The sequence below is a fragment of the Cecembia lonarensis LW9 genome (assembly GCF_000298295.1).
GTDB lineage: Bacteria > Bacteroidota > Bacteroidia > Cytophagales > Cyclobacteriaceae > Cecembia > Cecembia lonarensis.
On the sequence record NZ_AMGM01000068.1, the window covers coordinates 1 to 20,930 of the forward strand.

Annotated in this window: 18 protein-coding genes; 2 read left to right on the plus strand and 16 right to left on the minus strand. The window is 39.4% G+C overall.

The features are described 5' to 3' along the window. The first annotated feature begins 358 nt into the window (after positions 1 to 358). The gene (gene hutU / locus B879_RS16100; protein WP_009186272.1) at positions 359 to 2,353 is read left to right on the plus strand and encodes a urocanate hydratase; all 1,995 of its coding nucleotides are present in this window, start codon (positions 359 to 361) and stop codon (positions 2,351 to 2,353) included. A gap of 60 nt (positions 2,354 to 2,413) precedes the next feature. Here the strand turns inward: hutU and B879_RS21890 are convergent, their stop codons facing one another. The 8 genes from B879_RS21890 to B879_RS16140 all read right to left on the minus strand — a co-directional run bounded on the left by B879_RS21890 (position 2,414) and on the right by B879_RS16140 (position 8,792). Then, positions 2,414 to 2,899 (minus strand): CPBP family intramembrane glutamic endopeptidase, encoded by a 486-nt coding sequence (locus B879_RS21890; protein ID WP_157231657.1) that lies wholly within the window; start codon positions 2,897 to 2,899, stop codon positions 2,414 to 2,416. Positions 2,900 to 2,958: 59 nt separating this feature from the next. Further along, the gene (locus B879_RS16110) at positions 2,959 to 3,141 is read right to left on the minus strand and encodes a hypothetical protein (RefSeq protein WP_009186274.1); all 183 of its coding nucleotides are present in this window, start codon (positions 3,139 to 3,141) and stop codon (positions 2,959 to 2,961) included. 615 nt (positions 3,142 to 3,756) lie between these two features. Then, a complete protein-coding gene (locus tag B879_RS22665) occupies positions 3,757 to 3,918 on the minus strand; it encodes a hypothetical protein (RefSeq protein ID WP_009186276.1) in 162 nt (53 codons plus the stop codon). A gap of 5 nt (positions 3,919 to 3,923) precedes the next feature. Next, positions 3,924 to 4,121, minus strand: a complete 198-nt coding sequence (locus B879_RS16120) for a class IIb bacteriocin, lactobin A/cerein 7B family (protein WP_009186277.1) — start codon at positions 4,119 to 4,121, stop codon at positions 3,924 to 3,926. A gap of 165 nt (positions 4,122 to 4,286) precedes the next feature. Continuing rightward, the gene (locus B879_RS16125; RefSeq protein ID WP_009186278.1) at positions 4,287 to 4,931 is read right to left on the minus strand and encodes a CPBP family glutamic-type intramembrane protease; all 645 of its coding nucleotides are present in this window, start codon (positions 4,929 to 4,931) and stop codon (positions 4,287 to 4,289) included. Between the two features lie 63 nt (positions 4,932 to 4,994). Next, positions 4,995 to 5,312 (minus strand): HTH domain-containing protein, encoded by a 318-nt coding sequence (locus B879_RS16130; RefSeq protein ID WP_009186279.1) that lies wholly within the window; start codon positions 5,310 to 5,312, stop codon positions 4,995 to 4,997. A 142-nt stretch (positions 5,313 to 5,454) separates the two neighbouring features. After that, positions 5,455 to 7,605 (minus strand): peptidase domain-containing ABC transporter, encoded by a 2,151-nt coding sequence (locus B879_RS16135; RefSeq protein ID WP_009186280.1) that lies wholly within the window; start codon positions 7,603 to 7,605, stop codon positions 5,455 to 5,457. Positions 7,606 to 7,625: 20 nt separating this feature from the next. Continuing rightward, positions 7,626 to 8,792, minus strand: a complete 1,167-nt coding sequence (locus B879_RS16140; RefSeq protein WP_009186281.1) for an HlyD family secretion protein — start codon at positions 8,790 to 8,792, stop codon at positions 7,626 to 7,628. 237 nt (positions 8,793 to 9,029) lie between these two features. On the opposite strand from B879_RS16140, the gene B879_RS16145 reads away from it, so the two are divergent. Further along, positions 9,030 to 9,536, plus strand: a complete 507-nt coding sequence (locus B879_RS16145) for a lactoylglutathione lyase family protein (RefSeq protein ID WP_009186282.1) — start codon at positions 9,030 to 9,032, stop codon at positions 9,534 to 9,536. Between the two features lie 327 nt (positions 9,537 to 9,863). Here the strand turns inward: B879_RS16145 and hsdR are convergent, their stop codons facing one another. The 8 genes from hsdR to B879_RS16185 all read right to left on the minus strand — a co-directional run bounded on the left by hsdR (position 9,864) and on the right by B879_RS16185 (position 20,547). Continuing rightward, positions 9,864 to 12,215, minus strand: coding sequence for an EcoAI/FtnUII family type I restriction enzme subunit R (gene hsdR / locus B879_RS16150; protein ID WP_009186283.1), 2,352 nt, complete (start codon positions 12,213 to 12,215; stop codon positions 9,864 to 9,866). Positions 12,216 to 12,230: 15 nt separating this feature from the next. Beyond that, a complete protein-coding gene (locus B879_RS16155) occupies positions 12,231 to 13,073 on the minus strand; it encodes a DUF3037 domain-containing protein (protein ID WP_009186284.1) in 843 nt (280 codons plus the stop codon). Next, a complete protein-coding gene (locus tag B879_RS16160) occupies positions 13,070 to 13,888 on the minus strand; it encodes a HipA family kinase (RefSeq protein WP_009186285.1) in 819 nt (272 codons plus the stop codon). Before B879_RS16160 ends, B879_RS16155 begins: the two co-directional genes overlap by 4 nt. A 56-nt stretch (positions 13,889 to 13,944) precedes the next feature. Continuing rightward, on the minus strand, positions 13,945 to 14,526 hold the full coding sequence (locus B879_RS16165) for a uracil-DNA glycosylase family protein (RefSeq protein WP_009186286.1): 582 nt from the start codon (positions 14,524 to 14,526) through the stop codon (positions 13,945 to 13,947). Further along, a complete protein-coding gene (locus tag B879_RS16170; RefSeq protein ID WP_009186287.1) occupies positions 14,523 to 15,698 on the minus strand; it encodes a restriction endonuclease subunit S in 1,176 nt (391 codons plus the stop codon). The genes B879_RS16165 and B879_RS16170 overlap by 4 nt, the downstream gene beginning before the upstream one ends. Continuing rightward, a complete protein-coding gene (locus tag B879_RS16175; protein WP_009186288.1) occupies positions 15,695 to 17,167 on the minus strand; it encodes a type I restriction-modification system subunit M in 1,473 nt (490 codons plus the stop codon). The genes B879_RS16170 and B879_RS16175 overlap by 4 nt, the downstream gene beginning before the upstream one ends. 315 nt (positions 17,168 to 17,482) lie before the next feature. Then, positions 17,483 to 18,382 carry a RelA/SpoT-related domain-containing protein gene (locus B879_RS16180; protein WP_009186289.1) on the minus strand — a complete coding sequence of 300 codons (900 nt, stop codon included), beginning with the start codon at positions 18,380 to 18,382 and terminating at the stop codon, positions 17,483 to 17,485. 2 nt (positions 18,383 to 18,384) lie between these two features. Beyond that, positions 18,385 to 20,547 carry an NACHT domain-containing protein gene (locus B879_RS16185; protein WP_009186290.1) on the minus strand — a complete coding sequence of 721 codons (2,163 nt, stop codon included), beginning with the start codon at positions 20,545 to 20,547 and terminating at the stop codon, positions 18,385 to 18,387. Positions 20,548 to 20,930 lie beyond the last annotated feature (383 nt).

Consider the following 20,930-nt stretch of genomic DNA (forward strand, 5'->3'; position numbering starts at 1 on the left):
AAGGGGGTTGAGGTTTAAAAACTTATACTCTTAAATATTGGTGGATGGCATAAACTAGATATTAGTGGATATTGGATATTGATGGATATTGAATTCCACCTACCACACAAACTCATTTAAGAATTCAGATATAGCCTATTTAAAATAGAACAGAATTTATCAAAGCAAATATTAATTCATATCGATTTATATCGCGAAGCTAATATCAATCAATATCTTCCTAAAATATCGCGAAGCCAATATCAAATAATATCCAACAATATCACAAAGTAAATATCCAATATCGCGCAGCTAATATCTCAAAGTATCTACCAATATCCGTTAGTAAATACCCTTCAAAATAACCTAATAAAAAACCATGAATTTCCAAAAATCCATAACCCAAGGCATCCCCTCCTCCCTACCTTCTAAAAAGCAGCCAAACCCTGATTTTTCCCATGCCCCTAAGCGAAAGGATATTTTGAGCATAGAGGAGAAAAAGTTGGCGGTGAGGAATGCATTGCGGTATTTTCCGAAGGTTTGGCATGCGGAATTGGCTAAGGAGTTTTTTGAGGAATTGCAGGTGTATGGCAGGATCTACATGTATCGCTTTATGCCGGATTATGCCATGTATGCCAGGCCGATTTCGGAATATCCTGCCAAAAGCCAACAGGCAGCTGCCATCATGCTGATGATCCAAAATAACCTAGACCCGGCTGTGGCCCAACATCCACAGGAACTGATTACCTACGGGGGAAACGGGGCTGTGTTCCAAAACTGGGCACAGTACCTGCTTACCATGCAGTACTTATCCGAAATGACGGACGAGCAAACCCTCCACATGTACTCCGGTCATCCCATGGGCCTTTTCCCTTCTTCCAAGGATGCCCCTAGGGTCGTGGTCACCAATGGCATGATGATCCCGAACTATTCCAAGCCGGATGATTGGGAGAAATACAATGCACTCGGCGTCACCCAGTATGGACAGATGACCGCAGGTTCGTATATGTACATAGGTCCGCAGGGAATTGTGCACGGTACAACCATCACGGTGATGAATGCTTTCAGAAAAAAACTAGGGGCAGCTATCAACCCCAAAGGAAAGGTTTTCCTGACCGCAGGTTTGGGAGGCATGTCAGGCGCCCAACCCAAAGCAGGGAATATCGCAGGCTGCATCACCGTCTGTGCAGAAGTTAACCCCAAAGCCGCTCTCAAAAGACATGAACAAGGTTGGGTAGATGAATTGATAGATGATTTGGATGCATTGGTTTCAAGGATACGAATAGCTCAGAAAAACCAAGAAGTAGTATCCATTGCCTATCTGGGCAATATAGTGGATGTATGGGAGAAGTTTGACGAGGAAAATATCACCGTAGAACTCGGTTCCGATCAGACTTCCCTGCACAACCCCTGGGCCGGGGGATATTATCCTGTGGGTTTGAGTTTCGAGGAATCCAATGAACTCATGGCCAATGACCCGGAAACTTTCAAAACCAAGGTACAGGAATCCCTACGCCGCCATGCCGCTGCGGTCAACCGTCATGCGGCCAAGGGCATGTATTTCTTTGACTATGGCAATGCTTTCCTATTGGAAGCATCCCGTGCCGGGGCCGAGGTGATGGCTGAAAATGGTATTGACTTCCGCTATCCTTCCTATGTACAGGATATTTTGGGGCCTATGTGTTTTGATTATGGTTTTGGCCCATTCCGCTGGGTATGTACTTCGGGAAAGGCGGAAGACCTGGAAAAAACCGATCAGATTGCGCTTGAAGTCATGAGGGAGATTAAAGCTTCAGCCCCTATCGAAATCCAACAACAGATGCAGGACAATATCCAATGGATAGAAGAAGCAGGAAAAAATAAGTTGGTAGTGGGTTCACAGGCCCGAATCCTCTATGCAGATGCCGAAGGTCGGATCAAAATCGCAGAAGCTTTCAACAAGGCTGTTGCCTCAGGAGAACTTTCTGCTCCCATTGTTTTGGGAAGGGATCATCATGATGTCAGCGGCACGGATTCACCTTTCCGGGAAACGAGCAATATCTATGATGGGAGCAAGTTTACCGCCGATATGGCCATCCATAATGTGATCGGTGACAGTTTCCGTGGAGCTACTTGGGTTTCCATTCATAATGGCGGCGGCGTAGGCTGGGGCGAAGTGATCAATGGAGGTTTCGGCATGCTGCTCGATGGTACTGAAGAAGCCAATCGTAAACTCCAGTCCATGTTGTTCTATGACGTCAACAACGGCATTTCCCGCAGGGCCTGGGCCAGAAATGAGGAGGCTTTGTTTGCGATAAAAAGAGAGATGGAGAGAACACCTGGATTGAAAGTGACGCTGCCGGAGATGGTCGATGAGGATTTGTTGGGGTTTTGAAAATTCCTTAAACCCACTTTATTTATCTAAGGAAAATAATTGAGTTGGCAGAAAGCTTATTCATGTATTTTCTTTAAACTTTAAAAATCCATGATTTTCAGAAACCCTTGGAATTAAATAGATCGTCAAAATAATCACCAAGCGTAGTAAAATCCCCAAAATACTTCCTTCCGGGCCTTGATCCCCTCCATTAAAAAACATGTCGGGAACAATCTCAAGCTTAAGTAGCCCCTCCTGTTCCATTCCGGAAACAGGGAAACCCAATACAGGTCCTTGGATGAAGTTCCAAAAAAAATGGATGGCTATGGGTACCCATACCGTCTGGAATTTCAAAAAAGCATAGCCATACATGATCCCTCCAAGAAAGTAGCTGAGCACTTCTAAATAATTATCAGGAAAATGTGCAAAGGAGAAAAGCAATGCAGTCAGTACTAAAGCAGCTGCTTTTTTCCTTGTGAAATAGAACAAACTGGAAAAAATAAAAACCCTGAAAACAAACTCCTCAAATATTACCGATGACAATTCAGACGGAACAGTTTTCAGCAAAGCGCTTAGATCAAAAGCCCTTTCGATTGAAATCAGATTCGATTTGACATTCAACAAGGTCAGTCCCGCAAAAAGAACAAAACAAGGATCAAAAAGGCCGCAATGACCCTAAGGTGATTTTTGTCGATAAGCAAGCCAACAAAATCCATCAGGTTGTTCCTATTGGCAAAAAGCACCGCAATCCCGTGGGTGCTTAAAACTAGGCCCACCAAAATCCCAAGGACAGCAATTCCTTCGATCATATAATTAATTTGAATTAATTCTAAAAAAAATAGCGATCGGTTTTAATAATTTAGAAATCAATGTAATTGATAACACTTAGTTATCAGAAATTTGACCTTGATTAATTCCCCAAAATAAAGTCCCGGTATATCTTTTTGATAAACAAATCCGCCCTATTTAGGACTTGGAAAGTAAAAAAGTATGGTATTTTATAAATATAATATGAATTATTTTTTAGAATTTTTTACCATAATTGATTCAGGTAAAATCTTATCTTGAAAATACACATAAAAACCAGTTATTATCAGGGAAAAAATAAAATTGATAAAATAAAAACTACTCTGTTTATAATTAAATATTAAATAAATCAAACCGAAAATGACTAGAAATGTAATTAAATTATAAGTAAAGGACCTTTCTTTCGAGTCCCGATATATCAAAAAGAAAACGAACGAAAAGGTTGTAGGGGTTGCTAAATAAATTATATTTCTTCCTATCAAATCATTTAAATCTGATTGAAAAATCAACAATAATATTGCTAAAACGAGGTTCACTAGACTTTTCCACATAGTTTGTCAATAGAAATTTTGCTGAGTTAGGAATTGTTTATTCCCAACTCAGCAATAGTTTTAAATTTAATCAGCAATAATTTGACCCTGAACCATAACCTTCTTGTAAGTGTCTTCAATTTGCTTATCAACTGAATTTAGGAAATGGGCATAAACTTTTCCGAACCATTTAATAACTTCCCCACCACCATAAACTTCTTCTAATTCAATTTCATTTAACTCTTCCATATAATTTAATTATTATTTCTTACTTCATCATAACCTTCATTAAAGTCATTTACAGCTGAATCCCAACCCTCAGTTACTAATTCAACTGCTGCTGCTGTTGCAATTCCTCCTGCTAACCATTTAATGCCTACCCAGATAACGGGCCATACTCCCCCCTCAACTTCCAAACTCTCCTCAAAACTCAATTCTCTAAACTTTTCCATAATTTAAACAATTTTCATTTTTTCTCCCAACCTTTGCCGGGCGCTGGGTTTTCCCAATCTCAGCCTGCCGGATTCTTAGCTAGCATGGTTCCCGTCAACTGATCATAGATCTAAATTACCCTCGCTCCGTGCATAAAAACAGCACAGAAAAAATATTTTCAAAAATTATGGTTCATAAATATAAATCGCCGGAATAACCAGCACAGCATTATATAGCCCATGGAAAATAATCGCCCATTTCATGCCATGATTCAAGCGGATATAGCTTAAAACCAAACCTATAACAAACTGCCCTCCAACCAAAATAGGCACTAAATAAAAATACTTCCCATAATCAAAATCAGTGAAATTGGCCATATGGACCAGGGCAAACATAGCCGCTGAAAAATAGACCACAAACTTCAGGTTGGGCTGTTGGCCTTGATTGACTTTCACATAAAGGTAAATCAAGTAAATCCACAATAGGGCCAATGGGTACCATACACTGTTTATCAACAAAAGCGATAAACCCAAACTCCAGAGAATAGAAGATTTTTTCAGATCCAAATGTAACCTGTACACCGGCTCTTCCAGAATTGGAGCAAAAAATATGGCAAGCACCGCAACCAACCATTTATTCTTTTCCAAAATCTCCATCAATTTATGATCAAACTGATCCATTCCCGCCCATTCCAATATAAGCGCATAGGGTATCACCACGACCAGTGTGATTACTAATAGGTAAAGCAAATCCCCCGTCTTAAGGTTGCTGTACGATTCAGCACGGTAAGGGGCTTTTAAGAAGGTTAAAAGTTTTTCAAGTGTCTTCATGTTTTAAAATTTAAGTATTAGCAAAATAGTTAAAATTCGATAATAGTAAAACCCTCGCAACCATCAGCAATTTGAAAAAAATAAAACAGGGATAGCCGTTAAAAGCCTAGCCCCTCCCATTGCCTTTCGCATTTCAGCAGGTTCTAAAATTTCAAACCGCCAATCTATATACACCTGCTTTTCACAAGCGAATACAAAGCTGTTTAATCTCCTGGAGAATTGAATATCCACCCCCATATCTTTCAGGTACTCCAAATACACATACAATTGCCTTCTGCTCACCCCAAGCCTTTCTGCAAGATCTTCAGGACTTCCTGTCCTTTGTTCCCGAATAAGTTTGTTCATTAACTGTAGCCTTTCTATTTGTCTGATAAATTCCATAGTAGTATTAGTTAAAGGTTAATGGTTCATTAAGTTTCTTTGTGATTGGTTAATTGAGTGATTGGTCGGTTGAGTGAATTGTTATATGTATCATTCTTTGTACTGAATACATGGTACATCGTACTTGGTACTTGGTACAATTTCAAAGCACCACCAACTGCTTCCTGATCATCTCAAAATACTTTCCTTCCTGAGTCAATAACTCCGCATGCGTACCTTCTTCAATCAGCTTGCCTTTATCCAAAACATAAAGTCTGTCAAAGTCCTGTACTGCAGCCAACCTATGGGTAATAAAAATGATCGTTTTCCCTTCCCTCGCCAACATTCTGATGGTCTGCTGCACAAATTGCTCTGAATCAGGATCCAAAGAAGCCGTGGCCTCGTCCAATATCAGGATTTCCGGATCACGGTAAAGTGCCCTCGCAATGGCTATCCGATGTTTTTGGCCTCCGGAGAGGGAAGCCCCATTTTCTCCCAAATAAGTCCCAAAACCATTGGGAAGGCTTTCGATAAACCCCATCATGCCCAATTTATTGCAGATACTCACAATCTTCTGCATATCCGGTTGGTAATCCCCCAATGCAATATTCTCCAATACATTCCCCGCAAAAAGATCAATACGCTGGGGAACTACCGATACGATTTGCCGCAAACTTGCATTGTTGATAAACTTGATATCATGCTCTCCAATGTAAATGTTCCCAGACTGTAAGGGATATAAGTTTTGAAGCAAGGAGACCAAGGTACTTTTTCCCGAACCACTTTCTCCCACAACGCCCGATATTTTCCCTTTTGGGAAAACCAAACTCAGGTTATCAAAGACATTTGCCCTGGAACCATATCGAAAGCTTACATTTTTGAATTGTATATCACCCACAGCCTCCTTCTTTAGAGGAAATGTTTCGTCTGCACTTTCCACTTCCAGGTCCATGATCTCAAATAACCTGTCTGCAGCAATCAAGGCATTTTGAATGGTTTTGTTCATGCCAATTAGACTGGAAACCGGTCCTGTCAGGTAACCTGTCAAAGCATAAAATGACATCAGTTCCCCCGGAGTGATCTCATTTTTCAGCACATAGCCTGCGCCTACCCACAAAAGGATGATGGTGAACAGCCTGGATACTGTTTCAGAGGAGGTACCGGAAAAAATATTGTTCATACCAGACTGATAAACAGTCCTCAACAAGGACACGAACCTGATTTCGGTTTTGATATTGGCATGGTCTTCTGCACCAAAGCGCTTGATGGTACCTGCTGCCGTTATGGACTCCACCAATTGGGATTCTAATTCTGCAGATTCTTCCATCAACCTCCTTTCAATCTTTTTATTGAGCCGATTGGTAATCCAATAAATCAACGCATACAAAGGAATTACCAGTAGCATCACCAATGCCAGTTTCCAATAAAAAGTAAACATCAGAGCAAATGAGAAAAGCACTATAAAAATATTCACCAAGAACCCTATGGACACATCATTGATAAATGCCCTGATTTTTACAGCATCATTGATCCTTGAAATAATTTCGCCTACCCTCATGGTATCAAAAAACCGTTGAGGTAAGGTCAGTAAGTGCTTATAATAGCCCAAAATCAGACGTGCATCGATCCGCTGGCCAACCTTAATGATAAACAGGGTTTTAAAAACCCCAATGACAATCTGCAAAATCAGCAAAACGATCATGGCCACCGAAAGCAGGTTGAGGAGGTTGACATTCCTGCCTATAAATACATGGTCGATGATTTTTTGTACATAAATAGAGGTGGACAAACCCAAAATGGTGTAGATGACCGCACCTACCAAAGATTGAAACATCACCCCTCGGTGAGGGCGGACCAAATACCAAAACCTGCTCCAGGTACTCACCTTTTGGTTAATGGCCTTAAACTCATCATTGGGCATCAAAAGCACCAATACACCCGTCCACATTTCTTTGAATGCATCAGGACTGACTTTATGGATTTGCCCATCTCCCGGATCCATGTATGCTACCCCTTTGTCTGTCACTTTATACAGTACCACAAAGTGGTGCAGTACCTTTTTCACAATGACATGGGCAATTACCGGCATGGGCACCTCTTTCAATGCGTCAAATTCTCCCCTGACCCCTTTGGCGGAAAAACCCATTTTTGTCGCGGCTTCAATGAGGCCCAGAATATTCGTGCCTTTTTGATCTGTAGAGGCCATTTGCCTGATTTTGGCCACAGGCATTTCTAATTTGTAATGTGCGGCCACCGAGGCCAGGCATGCTGCCCCACAATCGGTAATGTCCCTTTGTTTGATTTTAATACCCATGATGATAAAAATTAAGATGGTTATTGAACCTGAGGATTGAGCCAGTTGTCCACTTTATCATAAAGCAACTGGAATAAGGACCTTCTTGCGACTACAAAGCGTGCATTGAAAGTCATCCCTTTTTTTATATATCCTTCCTGTCCGCTGGACAAAGTCAAAAAACGAGTATCTAAAGCGCAGGTGACCAAAAAACCTGCCTCCCTTTCGTTAATCAAAGTGAGGTCATCCGCAATGTCTATGACTTTACCCATGGCCACTCCCCATTGATTGTAGTTATAGGCATCCACTTGAAAAACCACTTCCTGCCCAATTTCCAAAAAAGCAATATCCGCTGGCGAAATGTAGGTGACAGCTATTACGGTAGTATCCGGTGAGATTTCGGCCAACTTCTGCTGTGGATGGATAAAATCCCCCACATTTAAGTTGAGGACATTGATCAAAGTACCATTGGTCCCGGCGATGATTTTATATTGGTCCATCTGTTCGGAGTAAACATCCATCTGATTTTTCAGGCGCATTTTCTCGTTTTGATGGTTGATCAGCTCCTGTTCCCATTGGTTGACCTGCTGCTTTTTGAGCAATTCCATCTGAGTGATTGCTTGCTTGTACTGGACCTCGGTATTATCATAGTCAGCAAAGGCAATGGACTTGCTGTCTAAAAGCAATTGAGCACGATCAAAATCCCGTTCCAACTTTTCCAGCAAAGCGGCCTGATTGTGGATTTTGGTCTGAAACTCCAAGAGTGATGCCTGATAATATTTGGATTTGAGCGGTATTAAAGCAACCTGTTGGCCTTCGAAATTCAGATTGAGCAAGCTCCCCAAGTCGGCAATGAAATCATCCAAAAGCGTCAATCTTTCAGCCACCCCATTCATTTCCAACTGCACCACTTCAGCCCTGACAATGGCCAAGACATCCCCCTTTTTGACCTTTTGGTTTTCAGCAAGGCTCCATTTCTCCAATCGTCCACCAACGGAACTCATCAGAGCATTTCGCTGAAGCGCAGATTGAAAAGTACCTCTGGACTGAACGGCAACATCCACGTAGATCAGTGGCAAAGCGGCGACAGCAGCAATTAACATCCCCAACAAAATCAGATAAATCACCTTGGACCTGACACTTATCCGGGAATCATACACCTCTACAGTTTGATGGGTAATGGCAGAAGGAAATATCTTAACACTCATCTTGTAAAAAATTTTAGATCAAACTTAAAACTTAGCTAAAAATAAAAATGGACCAAGAAATTTCTATGTTTTACTCTTAACTTATCCGTTTAATTAATCGGATAATATCAAATAATTTTTTTAGAGGCTTTTGAAAATGGTGGATGAGGATTTGTTGGGGTTTTGAAAAAAGCCGTGGTTTGAATGGTTAAGGAAAGAGATTTTGATAATTTAGCCTTAAATTAAATCAGATTCACCATGACCAATACCTACCCCAGATCCTTTTCCCATATCGGCATCACTGTTCCGGATATCCATCAAGCCGTAAAATTTTACACAGAAGTAATGGGCTGGTACGTCATCATGGAACCTAGCAGGGTGGAAGAAGAAACCGAAACAGCCATAGGAATAATGTGCCTGGATGTGTTTGGAAAGGGCTGGGAATATTTTGAAATCGCCCACCTATCCACCTCTGATGGGGTAGGCATCGAACTTTTTTCTTTTCCCAAAACAGCCTTTAAAAAACCTGAATTCAACCCATTCCAAACAGGTCTCTTCCACTTTTGCGTTCAGGACCCTGATATTGAAGGATTGGTGGAAAAAATTGTGGCCCATGGAGGGAAACAGCGGATGCCCATCAGGGAATATTACCCTGGGGAAAAACCCTATCGCATGTGTTATGTGGAAGATCCTTTTGGCGTAGTGTTTGAAGTATATAGCCACAGTTATGAACTCACTTATTCTTCAGGTGCTTATACCAAATAGTCTTGGTTTGAAAAGCCTTTCAAGATTTATGGGTCGTAAAAATAAATCGCCCATTTCATGCCATGGTTGAGCCGGATATCGCTCAAGACCAAACCTGTAATAAACTGTGCCGACACCAAGTAAAAGTTTTTCCAGCGTTTTCATAGTTTTAAAAAACCTGGATTATGCTTTAGAGTTGGTTGTGGCCTGTCCCGGTGGGTATCAGGAAGAGTACAAAAAAAACGATTGAATTCTAGCCGCAGCGGATGTAATCGTAATAACTTGAGCGCCGAGGCGTGGAAATTTTAATGCATATTTCGTTTCAAACATGTCGTTAATGGGCTAACTCTACGCCACTTTCTGACTATAAAGGTGCTCTTGAAATTCTATAAACAGTCTGCTGATGTTTGCCACATCTCCCAAAACTTCTTTTGCATCTTCCAATGATTGATATTTGTTTGTCAATAGGATGGGTAGTTTTTCCTGGTCGAGTTCCTCCACACCTGTTTCAATGTATTTGCTCAAAACAAAGGAGATAAATTCCCTTTGATTGTCATTGAGCAAAGCAAAAATAGTGGCTTTGGCTGCTTTGGCTCTTGCTTCTCGGGTCATGGCAATATAGTCACCATTGAAAACGTATTCCAGCACATCATACAGATCGCTATTTTCCATATCCACCAACTTTTGTAAAGTCAGTAAATCATCTTTTGGGAAACCTGCCGTGTCCAAATTTTCCAACAAGGTTTTTCTGGTCATCGGATTACTCCAAAGTTTTCGTAGTTCTTCTTCGTCTTTGAAAAGTTTGGGCAATTCACCAAACAGGTTATTCAAAAATTCTTCTGCTGATATGGGTCTGCCGTCTGCACTCCAAAACGAAGTTGAAACCATGTGTTTGATTTCTCTTTCTTTTCCGTTGCGAAGCTTAACTTTAATCTTCTTCTTTTTAAGTTTTGGTTCTTCAGGGTCTGCAAGGACGGGCGGTTCACTTGGCCCAGCTGCTGGATAAGGTTTGGGCTCTTTGGTTTCAGGCTCTAAGGGTTCCCCATCCCATTCAGGATCACTGAAATGCTTGTAAGCATCCACAAAGTCGTAAATGGTAAAAAACTCTTTGCCATCAAACAATCGTGTCCCACGTCCAACGATTTGCTTAAACTCAATCATGGAATTGACAGGACGAAGCAAAACGATATTGCGAATATTCCTTGCGTCAACTCCCGTGGAGAGTTTCTGTGAAGTGGTCAAGATGGTTGGAATTGTTTTTTCATTGTCCTGAAATTCCCGCAACAGTCTTTCACCTTCTTCTCCATCATTGGCGGTAACCCGAACACAATAGAAAGGATCTTTACTCCCTTCGACTCCGCTCAGGGCAGGCTTAGCATTTTGGTTTACCAAATCACGGAGTAGCGCTGCATGCGCTTGATTCGCACCGAAAATGATAGCCTTTTCCTTTTGGTTGGCTTCCTCTAAAAAGATATTTACCCGCTTGGTTTCCCTTTCTACAATCTCAATAGTCCGGTTAAAATCTTTTTCTTCATAGAGTTTGCCTTCTTCAATTTCACCCTCCACCACGGTATCGTCTGAAGTGTAGCGGTAATCATCCAAAGTGGTTTTGATGCGCTTTACTTTGAATGGTGTTAGGAAACCGTCATTAATACCTTCCTTCAGGGAATAGATGTAAACAGGCTCCCCAAAGTATTTGTAGGTATCTACATTATCATCCCGCTTGGGTGTGGCGGTTAATCCCAACTGCACTGCCGGACTAAAATATTCCAAAATACCACGCCAATTGCTTTCATCATTTGCTCCACCACGATGGCACTCATCAATGATGATAAAATCAAAATAGTCTGCCGGATATTCACCAAAATACGGAGCAGGCTTTCCTTCTGCATCCGTACCGCTCATGAAAGTTTGGAAAATGGTAAAGAAGATGCTGCCATTGGTAGGTACTCTTCCTTTTTTCTTAATCTCACTCGGTTTTATCCGAACCAATGCATCCTCAGGGAATGCTGAAAAGGAGTTGAATGCTTGATTTGCCAAGATATTTCTATCCGCTAAAAATAAAATTCTGGGCCTGCGGCTACCGTCCCGCTGAAGGGTCCACCGGGTTTGAAACAGTTTCCATGCAATTTGAAAAGCTATGGCCGTTTTACCTGTTCCGGTGGCAAGGGTAAGTAAAATTCTGTCCTTGCCTTGTGCAATGGCTTCAACCGTTCTCTGAACAGCTATTTCCTGATAGTACCTTAACTGCCAAGTCCCGCTTTTATCTTCAAAAGGAACATTGGCAAATTTCTCAATCCAATCGTTTTGCTCAGAAAAAGTCTTATCCCAAAGTTGTTCAGGGCTTAAAAAATCGGTCACCAAACCTTCTTCGCCTGTTTTCATGCAGATTTGGTAAATGGCTTCTCCGTTACTGCTGTAGGTAGTTTCTAATTTTAATTTATCCGCATATTTCTTGGCCTGCATTACGCCTTCACCCACTTCCAACGCAGCACTCTTGGCCTCCACCACGGCCAATTTGATCCCTTTGTAAACCAATACATAATCGGCGATTTCCCTTTTTCCCCTGCCACCGCCAGATTGAATTTTACCTGCTGTAATGTTGTATTCACGAAGGACCTTTGAGCCTTCCACAACACCCCAACCACAGGCCTTTAGCTTGGGGTCTATAAGTTCTGCTCTGGTTTCTGCTTCGTTCATTTAAAAAAATTTCTTTTACTCATGACTGTCATGAATTTCCATTTGATTAGCAATTTCTTTCGCTAAAAATTCAGCCTGAGAATCCGTTACTACTTTTATATTCAAGGTATCTAAATCGGCTTGAAGACTGCTTTTAATAAATTTTTCAAGCTTAGCATGTTTGGATGGAATCATCACCATGAATGTCACATCACAAGGTTCTTTGGCCTTTGATAACTCATTGATCCTTCCTGCCCATCTATACACTTTATCTTTTACAGTTTCCTCTTTCTTTAAATCAAATGATAGTGGTTCGTATATATGCCAAATTTCATTTTTCCATGCTTTATCGAATTGGAATAAGTCATTTTTGGTTTGAATGGCATGCGGAATTAACCTATCACTAACCTTGTAGCGGTCAAAGTAGTCTTTGTATTTTTTCCTCCAAACATCCTCATCTGCCATTCTGGTTGATTTTTCTTCAGGTAAATATTTTTCCACTAATGAGTTGAAAATCCCTAATAAACCAGCATCCAATTCAATATCTACGGCCTTTTCGACATCAGTCAATTGAAGCGCACTATCATCTTTCCTTAATATCTCTGAGGTGATGTGCTCCATTTTAGGCGAGAGAGGGAAAAGTTCGTTAAGTCTGGGAGCATATTGATGATTGATCTGATTCTCCAAATATCTGGCAGAACTGATGATATACTTCCCGTTCGCCTCCGGAAACATAGAAGTAATTCTGGTATACCTTTGGGTAACCTTTGCCTTCAGAAACATATCATTAGGTGAGTAGATAATAACCCCAAGGTTTACAAATTCACCTGTAAACTGGTCATGTATATACCTGAGAATTTGATAATAGAAAGTTTTCATACTAGTAATGTTTGGGTCAGTTGTTCTGCAAATACTTCTTTTCTTAATCCTATCTCACTTAGATAATCCCTGATCTCTTTTATTTCATCTGTGATCCAATCTCTTGGCAATAAAGCAACAACTTTCTTCCAAAAATCCTCATTAATTCTTTCAAAATCTACAGTGATTTTTTCAAAGTTTCTTTCTTCTCCTTTAAGGTAATTATAAAACACGTGCTTTGCATAAAGTTCTTTCTCATTAGGAACCAATACCCATGGTTCTTTTGACCTTAAGAAAGGCAACATTGAAATATACGAAAAAGCCAATTCATGGTCAAATATAAGAAATTCTGAGCCATTGGTATTGACATTATTCTTTTGATGGCCTCTATCTGGATTGGTGATCAGCATATCAAACGCATAAATCCTCATGGCCATTTCTTCCATGACATTGCTGAATTTTTGGCCAGCTAACAATTCCTGAAAACCGGGTCTATATCTGGACCCAAAATTTTCACCCAAACTTTGAGAAGCTGCCTTATAACCGTCTCTGCCGACTAAGGTTTCAACAAAATCCGGACTTACATGCAAAATCACGGGGTCTACTACCGGTAACTCTAATTCCATTCCAATCCAAGCCGCAATCAACTCTCTAGCGGATGATTTTGGGGACATTCGGTTAGCATTCCTAAACTTTACCACAAACTGACCTCTATCCCCAAAATCCCTGTCAACTCCATCTACTATCATAGGCAAGGTAGTCCCAGAATCTAAAATTTGAACACCTCTCAATGCTTCTATTTGAGGTAGTTTGTAGGATGAATCTGAAAAAAGCATTTTAAACCTTAGTTTTAATTTAGTTCACTAAAACATCTAATAAAATTACGAAATATCTAAACCTGAATTAGTTCTCTATATACACCTAATTTATAAATCATAGTCTCAGCTTTTTTACCTCTATTCAGTGGCATGGGCAAAACAGTACAAGATATATCCCTACCATTTAAGTTAAATGTAAGAAATTCTGTTGAATGAATTTCATTTCGAATCTGATTGATTGGGACAGGGTCCACCTCTTTTAGGGAATGGAGAAACCACAATGCTGCATTTTTATAGAGAAAAAGTAATTTGGTGATTTGTGAATCCTCAATCAAAGACTTTATGTCAAGATAGGCATATGGGATAATATCTGAGTCTTGGACAGAATTCATATCCCTTCTGTCATATTCCAAAATAATGTCAGCTAAAGACAATGATAGGTTATTCAAAATTTGAATTTTTTCAACATCTGAAATCAGGTATTTATTCTTTGGAACAGTGCTTTCATTGCTGTCTATGGCATAAAGGATATCCCATAGCCTCGTTTTTGAAGTATTGGAAAAATAAAAGGGAGTAGTTTCCGGAGGCAAAGTTCCAATGAGCATGGATTTGGAATGCTGAAAAATTATGGGTTTAAAGGGATGTCTTTTCTTCATACCTCAACCTCCTTCCTAGTTAAATCCCCCTTAAACGCCCTCTGCAAAATACTCTTCTTCAACTCCTCCAAATCAGCAATTTTCTTTTGATACACTGCTTCCAACTTTTGTGTTTCGGCTCGCAGGGCATCTAATTGGCGGACGATGGTTTGTTGTTCTTTGAGAGTTGGGAAAGGGAAATATTGATTTTCAAAAGTTCCCAAATTGATATTGTCTTGGGCACTTCCTTTTCCTAACTTCTGTAATTCTGCTTTGAAATATTGCAACAAATAATAAGCAAAATTCAAGTCGGCTTTTTTCTCGTCAACTTCAAAACCGATGATACTATCAGGAATACAAGCATCAAAATTTAAAATTGCTGTTTCCGCAATGTTTGCAGCTATAGTTATGCAAATCGTTCCTTTCTTCCAAAGTTTACTTTGTGCTAAACCAACTTCATTGTATGTCTGAGTGTATTCAGTTATGAATTTATTTGCGTTACGGACTTCACCTGTTTGAATAAAAGGATAATCACCACCATACAAACCTTCCCAATTTCTTGGTCTATGTTTTGATTTTCCACGTCCAAAAACTTTTGCAACTTCTTTTAATGTCTTCGTTTCCCAATTCCCATTCTCAAACACCCCCTGCAAATAGCTTTCAAAAAGTTCTTTGGCGTTTTTGAGGTTTTGTTCGGCATTGGCTTTTGCCTTGGCTATGGCGGCAAAGGCTTCATCTAATATGGAAACGATGCGTTGTTGTTCGGGGAGAGGGGGAAGGGGGATTTCAATATTTTCAATTTGTGTTTTATTGATAGAATTGAAAACCGCACCTGCATTTCCTTCAATTTCATTTTCGTGTTTAATCAAGAAGTTATAAAGAAACTCCTTGTCAATTTGTTTTCCTGCCCGAATCGCAGCAAGTCCACGTCCAATACAAATTATTTGAGTAGCAAAATTTACAGGTCCAACTGGTGCTCTGACGGACATCAGAATATCACCTGCTTCTGCTTCTTTTGTGATTTTAGTTGTCCAAGTAGTTGGTTCTCCAATATATTTTTCACCGTATTCTTTTTTGCCTTGATAAAATGGCATTCCATTTCCTTCGGAATTATAAAATTTTCCTTCTGGTGATTGACCTGCAATCACTTTGCAAACTTCCCCCAACTTCTTTATTTCCCAAACTTGCTTCATATCAGTTCCAAAATTGAGTTTAAGATTTCAGCACTTTCTTCGTCCAACGCTTTCATTTCTTCCAAAATGGCTTGCGGTTGGCGTAGCGTTACTTCTTCTTTTTTGTTCGGGTTTTTTACGCTTAGGTCGTAAGTTGGTTGAGCCATTGCATGCAATGGCTGTACATCTATGCTCCAAGAGTTTTCGCTATCAGCAAAAGTCTTTTGCAGTTCAACAAATTCTGCCAAGTCGCTTTCGTTGAGCGGATTGGTCTTGCCAAGATTACGGCCGGGATTGAGTTGGTAGAACCATACCTTTTGGGTGGCTTTACCTTTTTCGAAGAACAGCACCACGGTTTTGACGCCCGCACCGGTAAAGGTGCCACCGGGCAAATCCAACACGGTATGCAGATTGCAGTTTTCCAACAAGGTTTTGCGTATGGCAACGGTGGCATTGTCGGTATTGCTCAAAAAGGTATTTTTAATTACCACACCTGCCTTTCCACCTGCTTTCAGAATTTTAATGAAGTGCTGTAAGAAGAGGGAAGCGGTCTCCCCTGTTTTTATCGGGAAGTTTTGTTGCACTTCGGCACGTTCCTTCCCGCCGAAGGGCGGATTGGCCAACACCACATCATAGCGGTCTTTTTCCTGTATATCGGCCAGGTTTTCGGCAAGTGTATTGGTATGGATGATATTGGGCGCTTCCACACCGTGCAGGATCATATTCATGATACCAATAATGTAGGCCAGGGATTTTTTCTCCTTGCCGTAAAAGGTACGCTTTTGCAGGGTTTCCCAATCTTTGGAAGAAAGGCCCGGTTTATTGAGATAAGCAAATGCCTCGCACAAAAAGCCCGCAGAACCCGCTGCACCGTCATAAATTTTGTCGCCAATTTTGGGATCCACCACTTTCACGATGGTGGTAATGAGCGGCCTGGGGGTGTAGTATTCCCCACCGTTTCGCCCTGCATTGCCCATATTTTTGATTTTGTCCTCATACAAGTGGCTCATTTCGTGCTTCTCTGCATGGGTACGGAAGCGCAACTCATCAATGCGGTTGATCACCTCCCGCAGGTTGTAGCCGCTTTGGATACGGTTTTTCAGTTCGCTAAAAATCTCCCCAATCTTGTATTCAATGGTATCGGCACTCTCGGCACTTAGTTTAAACTTTTTGAGGTAAGGAAAGAGTTTGTTGTTTACAAAGTCAGTGAGGTCATCCCCTGTCAATGCCTTATGATGATCGAGTTCTTTTTTTGATCCCTGCCCTTGTCGAAGGGGCATTGCCCAAACGCCCCAACGGTATTCTTCATCAACGATAGGGGTATAGGTCTTGCCTGTGAGTTCGGCTGCTGTGGCCCGGTCTTTCTCCAGGTCATCCAAATATTTAAGGAACAAAATCCAGGAAGTCTGCTCCACATAATCCAGTTCACTGCCACAACCTGCATCTTTGTGAAGTATATCGTCAATATTTTTAAAGGTCTGTTCGAACATGGGTTTGGTTTAATTCAGGTTTTTTGATTCTTATTTCCTCTAGAGTGTTGATTGAAATTCAGGCTCTTTTGACAAATTATTTAGCGTTTTGTGTGTATTCGCAGTAGTGAATTAGAATAAGAAGCGCTTTCCTTTCCGGTTAGTACAAAGATCTGTTCATGGCCATACTCCAGTTTTACTACTTATACCTCCAATGCCAAACACGGACTATTTGCAGCTGCTGTTACGACAACTCATCTTTGTAAATCTTTTTAAGTATTAGGGTCTTTGTCTATTTACTTTTATTTTGTCTGCCGATTTCAATTTTTGTATTGGCTATTCTATTACTTGTACCTTGAGTGCCATTTCAAAGTCCTCCATTAAAAATTCTGGTGTTTTAGACAATATGAACTTATCTTTTAAGAATGCATAGTTTATAAAAAACATCCAGTTATCAAATGTTGTAGGAAAAGATAAAGTTGAGTTAATATACTCGTTTATCATTTTAATTCTGTCTAGTTTGAAGAACTCTTTTCCAATCTGCGGATTTTCATTTAAATAACTTACTATTTCACCGTCCAGATTTTCTAGGTTAAACCGTAATCTTAATTTGTTTCTCATCATTGCTTCCCATTTTTTTGCCTTGTAATGATGATACGAAATGTCGTCAAACAAAGCTTTTAATGCTTGATCGTTAGTTTCTAGTGTGGCATAAATTCCATTTAACATTCTGCTTTCGTCTGTCAAATCTGCCCAGTCAGGTTTGCATTTATATCTCATTAAATGCTCAACTTCATGCCAACCTTCCGATAGCGTTGTTCTAAACTGAATTTCAAAAGTATTGTCTATTAGTTCGTAATCATTGCTTGACCTCAACAATTCTTGATAAATACCATTCTGTTCTTCAGGCATTCTACAAACCATATTCTTTCTTAGTGGCTTAAATTCTTCGGCTTTAGGTGTGTCATATTCTAAATCTACAACCTCAAAAAGCTTTTTACAGAGCTCTATAACAATTTTAAGGTCATCACTGAAATAGGTCGTTACCCTAAAACCAACTAAATCCTGCATTTTCTTTTCGTCTACGGAATAGGTTTTCCTTGTGAACTTTTCTTTTATTGATGTCGGCTCTTTTACTCTTGAAAATAGGCGAAATAATAAACCAGTCCTTGAAAGTTCTTGAACAAGTTGTGTTTTTAAACGCCTTTCAATTAATTCTAATGATTGGTCTATCATTCTTAAACGGTTCTATATTGATCGTTATAATGTGCAATTCCTGTTCTTGTTAAGAAACTCAGGTCTCCATTTAATTGAATATACCCCTCCTTTTCAAGTTTATGGATTGATTTGCTTACTGTCTTAAAATCATAATCTGTTAATTCGTTTTTAATTTGTGATAACTGTCTGTGTCTCGGTTTAAGGCTTCCTTTCTTGAAATACAAGTCAAGAATTTCTTTTTCAATGTTTACTTCATCCACTTCTTGTGCTGCTTCACATTCATAAACTTTACTCACAAAGTCATTATCATCTATACAGCCATAAACTGTGAAAAAACAGTCTGAATAAGCTTCACCATTAGAAATAAGGTCACAGTTATAAAAGTAACAGTTTACGAATGAGGAGTTCTTGAAAGCAGTCAATGAGAACTGACAATCTTTAAATGTACAACCAGTGAAGATGGTAGATTCAAATTGGTTTTCTCTTGTAAACGAATAGCCTTCTAAATGGAAGTCGCTAAGTGTTGCAAGTTTGTAGTCCCGTATAATTTCATTCTTGAAATCAATGTCTATCTTGAAAAAGAATTGAGGGTCAAAGTTGAATGGAAACTGATTAAATACTTCCCAAAGTTTTTCCTTGTTCTCTTTCGGTTGAACTTGAAATGCCTGAACGGCAAGTAAAGCAAACATCTGGGTGATATTGTCATAGAACTTTTTGTTGTATTGCAGGTATTTTCCAAGAGTAAGATTTTCGGCAATTAATGTTCCCAATACAAACTCATTTACAATACCTATTTTCCCAGATTCTTTTCTGTCAAGAAAAGCGTGGTTAGAAAGTATATCAGCCAACTGATCTGTTCTTGGCCTCTTATCGGGAGTGTATTTTCGCTTGGTTTCTTCAAGGATGGTTTTGTTATAATCCATAATTAAATCCTTGATGAATTCCTTTGTCTCTGATTTTGTATCCCACTCAGTTAACAAACGAACAAGTTTCCTGAAAATGCGAAGTTGTGTTTCGGGTTCAATTAGGAGATTTTGACGGGTTTGCTCTCTCGTAAGTAGGAAATCAAAGTATCTGCTTACAATGGATTGATCGCCAACAATCATTTCTTGAAGTTCGTCAATCTTTACATATCGTAAATAAGTAAGCAAAACTGGGTTTGCAATTTGCTCAACAGGGAAATTATTTGATTGAATTACTTCTAATCTTTCTTTGTGTAACCAATCTTCAATTCTTGGTTCTGAAATGGTAACTTTTGCAAGTGTGTATTTTATGTCACGGTCAATCATCCAATTATGAAATTCTTCACTATTGAAAATTGCTGTCTTTCGTGAGGTAATTATGATTTTGGCATTTTCAGTTAAAAGGTCAACTATAGTTGAAAGCATACTTTCAACTTGTTCAAATTGGTTTGAAGAAAAAGAAAAATCCTTCGTTATCAATTCATCAAAACCGTCAATTATAAGCGGAATTCTTCCGCTTTTTATTTGATGAATAACCAAATTAGAATCTACACGATTTGAAAATTGTTCTTCAATTTCAAATTGTAGAATGTGCTTGAATATTTTTGCACTTCTATCTCTAGATAACTCTGTAAAAAATGGAAGTTTAAAACTTGGGACCGAAATGAATTTTTGAAGAATTTCATAGGCAGTACAAGTCTTTCCATACCCAGCAGCAGCTTCAATGATTATTAATAAAGGGCCTTTATGCTCATTAATTTGTTTCACAACCCTACCAACAAGAGAATTTCCATCATCTTCGGCACTAATAGAAACAGTTTGGGTAACATCTTGGTCAAGGCTGTATTCGGTGTAATCGTATGAGCTACGGATGTATTGATACTGTGCCTTTTCAGGAAGGTTATTCATTAACTTCTGAACAAAGTTCTCATATCTTTTTTTAAGATTAAAAATTACACCATCAGCCTTAAAGAAGTCTTTAAACAATGTGTCTTCTGCTTCTTCTATTGATTTGAACTCTCTAATTTTTACCGCATAACCTCCTTTTGAATATTCAGCTTGAAGCTTTTCTGCTTCTTCGTCAGTTCCAGTTTTTACTATGTCTGCACCGTTGTAAATACTCTTCGTAAAAAGATAAACACGGGTTTGTTTAGTCTTTCTCGGTTCGTAACCATACCGAGTATAAAGTTCGTCCAATTGATTTATAAATGCTTCACTCATTTGTAGTTAAATGCATATTTAGTTGGTTAAAATAGGGTTTTTCAGTCTAATTGTACTTCTTAGGCGGGTGAGTAAATTGGCTCTTTTGCAAGCTTGGGTTTAGGCGCTAGCTTAACCTAATTGCAATTGTCCCAATTTTGCATTGTCGGAATTTCAAAATATTTTGATCGGTAGAAAATAACATAGGATCGGCCAGCGTGTCTAGTTAAATTATGTCCGTTTGTATTATCTTATCTATGTCTTTGAAACTGGTCAAAATCATTGATTTTTTTCTTCTTCTGTAACTCCTTTCTTTGTTGTTTCTCTATCTTAAAATACTTGCTGCCAACTTATTTTTCTTTACGAAAAAAAAAACGATTTTACAATTTACTAATAAATTATTC

Coding starts and splice junctions, on each gene's coding strand:
- hutU (WP_009186272.1), top strand. CDS start 359: ATGAATTTCCAAAAATCCATAACCCAAGGCATCCCCTCCTCCCTACCT.
- B879_RS16110 (WP_009186274.1), bottom strand. CDS start 3,141: ATGATCGAAGGAATTGCTGTCCTTGGGATTTTGGTGGGCCTAGTTTTA.
- B879_RS22665 (WP_009186276.1), bottom strand. CDS start 3,918: ATGGAAGAGTTAAATGAAATTGAATTAGAAGAAGTTTATGGTGGTGGG.
- B879_RS16120 (WP_009186277.1), bottom strand. CDS start 4,121: ATGGAAAAGTTTAGAGAATTGAGTTTTGAGGAGAGTTTGGAAGTTGAG.
- B879_RS16125 (WP_009186278.1), bottom strand. CDS start 4,931: ATGAAGACACTTGAAAAACTTTTAACCTTCTTAAAAGCCCCTTACCGT.
- B879_RS16130 (WP_009186279.1), bottom strand. CDS start 5,312: ATGGAATTTATCAGACAAATAGAAAGGCTACAGTTAATGAACAAACTT.
- B879_RS16135 (WP_009186280.1), bottom strand. CDS start 7,605: ATGGGTATTAAAATCAAACAAAGGGACATTACCGATTGTGGGGCAGCA.
- B879_RS16140 (WP_009186281.1), bottom strand. CDS start 8,792: ATGAGTGTTAAGATATTTCCTTCTGCCATTACCCATCAAACTGTAGAG.
- B879_RS16145 (WP_009186282.1), top strand. CDS start 9,030: ATGACCAATACCTACCCCAGATCCTTTTCCCATATCGGCATCACTGTT.
- hsdR (WP_009186283.1), bottom strand. CDS start 12,215: ATGAACGAAGCAGAAACCAGAGCAGAACTTATAGACCCCAAGCTAAAG.
- B879_RS16155 (WP_009186284.1), bottom strand. CDS start 13,073: ATGAAAACTTTCTATTATCAAATTCTCAGGTATATACATGACCAGTTT.
- B879_RS16160 (WP_009186285.1), bottom strand. CDS start 13,888: ATGCTTTTTTCAGATTCATCCTACAAACTACCTCAAATAGAAGCATTG.
- B879_RS16165 (WP_009186286.1), bottom strand. CDS start 14,526: ATGAAGAAAAGACATCCCTTTAAACCCATAATTTTTCAGCATTCCAAA.
- B879_RS16170 (WP_009186287.1), bottom strand. CDS start 15,698: ATGAAGCAAGTTTGGGAAATAAAGAAGTTGGGGGAAGTTTGCAAAGTG.
- B879_RS16175 (WP_009186288.1), bottom strand. CDS start 17,167: ATGTTCGAACAGACCTTTAAAAATATTGACGATATACTTCACAAAGAT.
- B879_RS16180 (WP_009186289.1), bottom strand. CDS start 18,382: ATGATAGACCAATCATTAGAATTAATTGAAAGGCGTTTAAAAACACAA.
- B879_RS16185 (WP_009186290.1), bottom strand. CDS start 20,547: ATGAGTGAAGCATTTATAAATCAATTGGACGAACTTTATACTCGGTAT.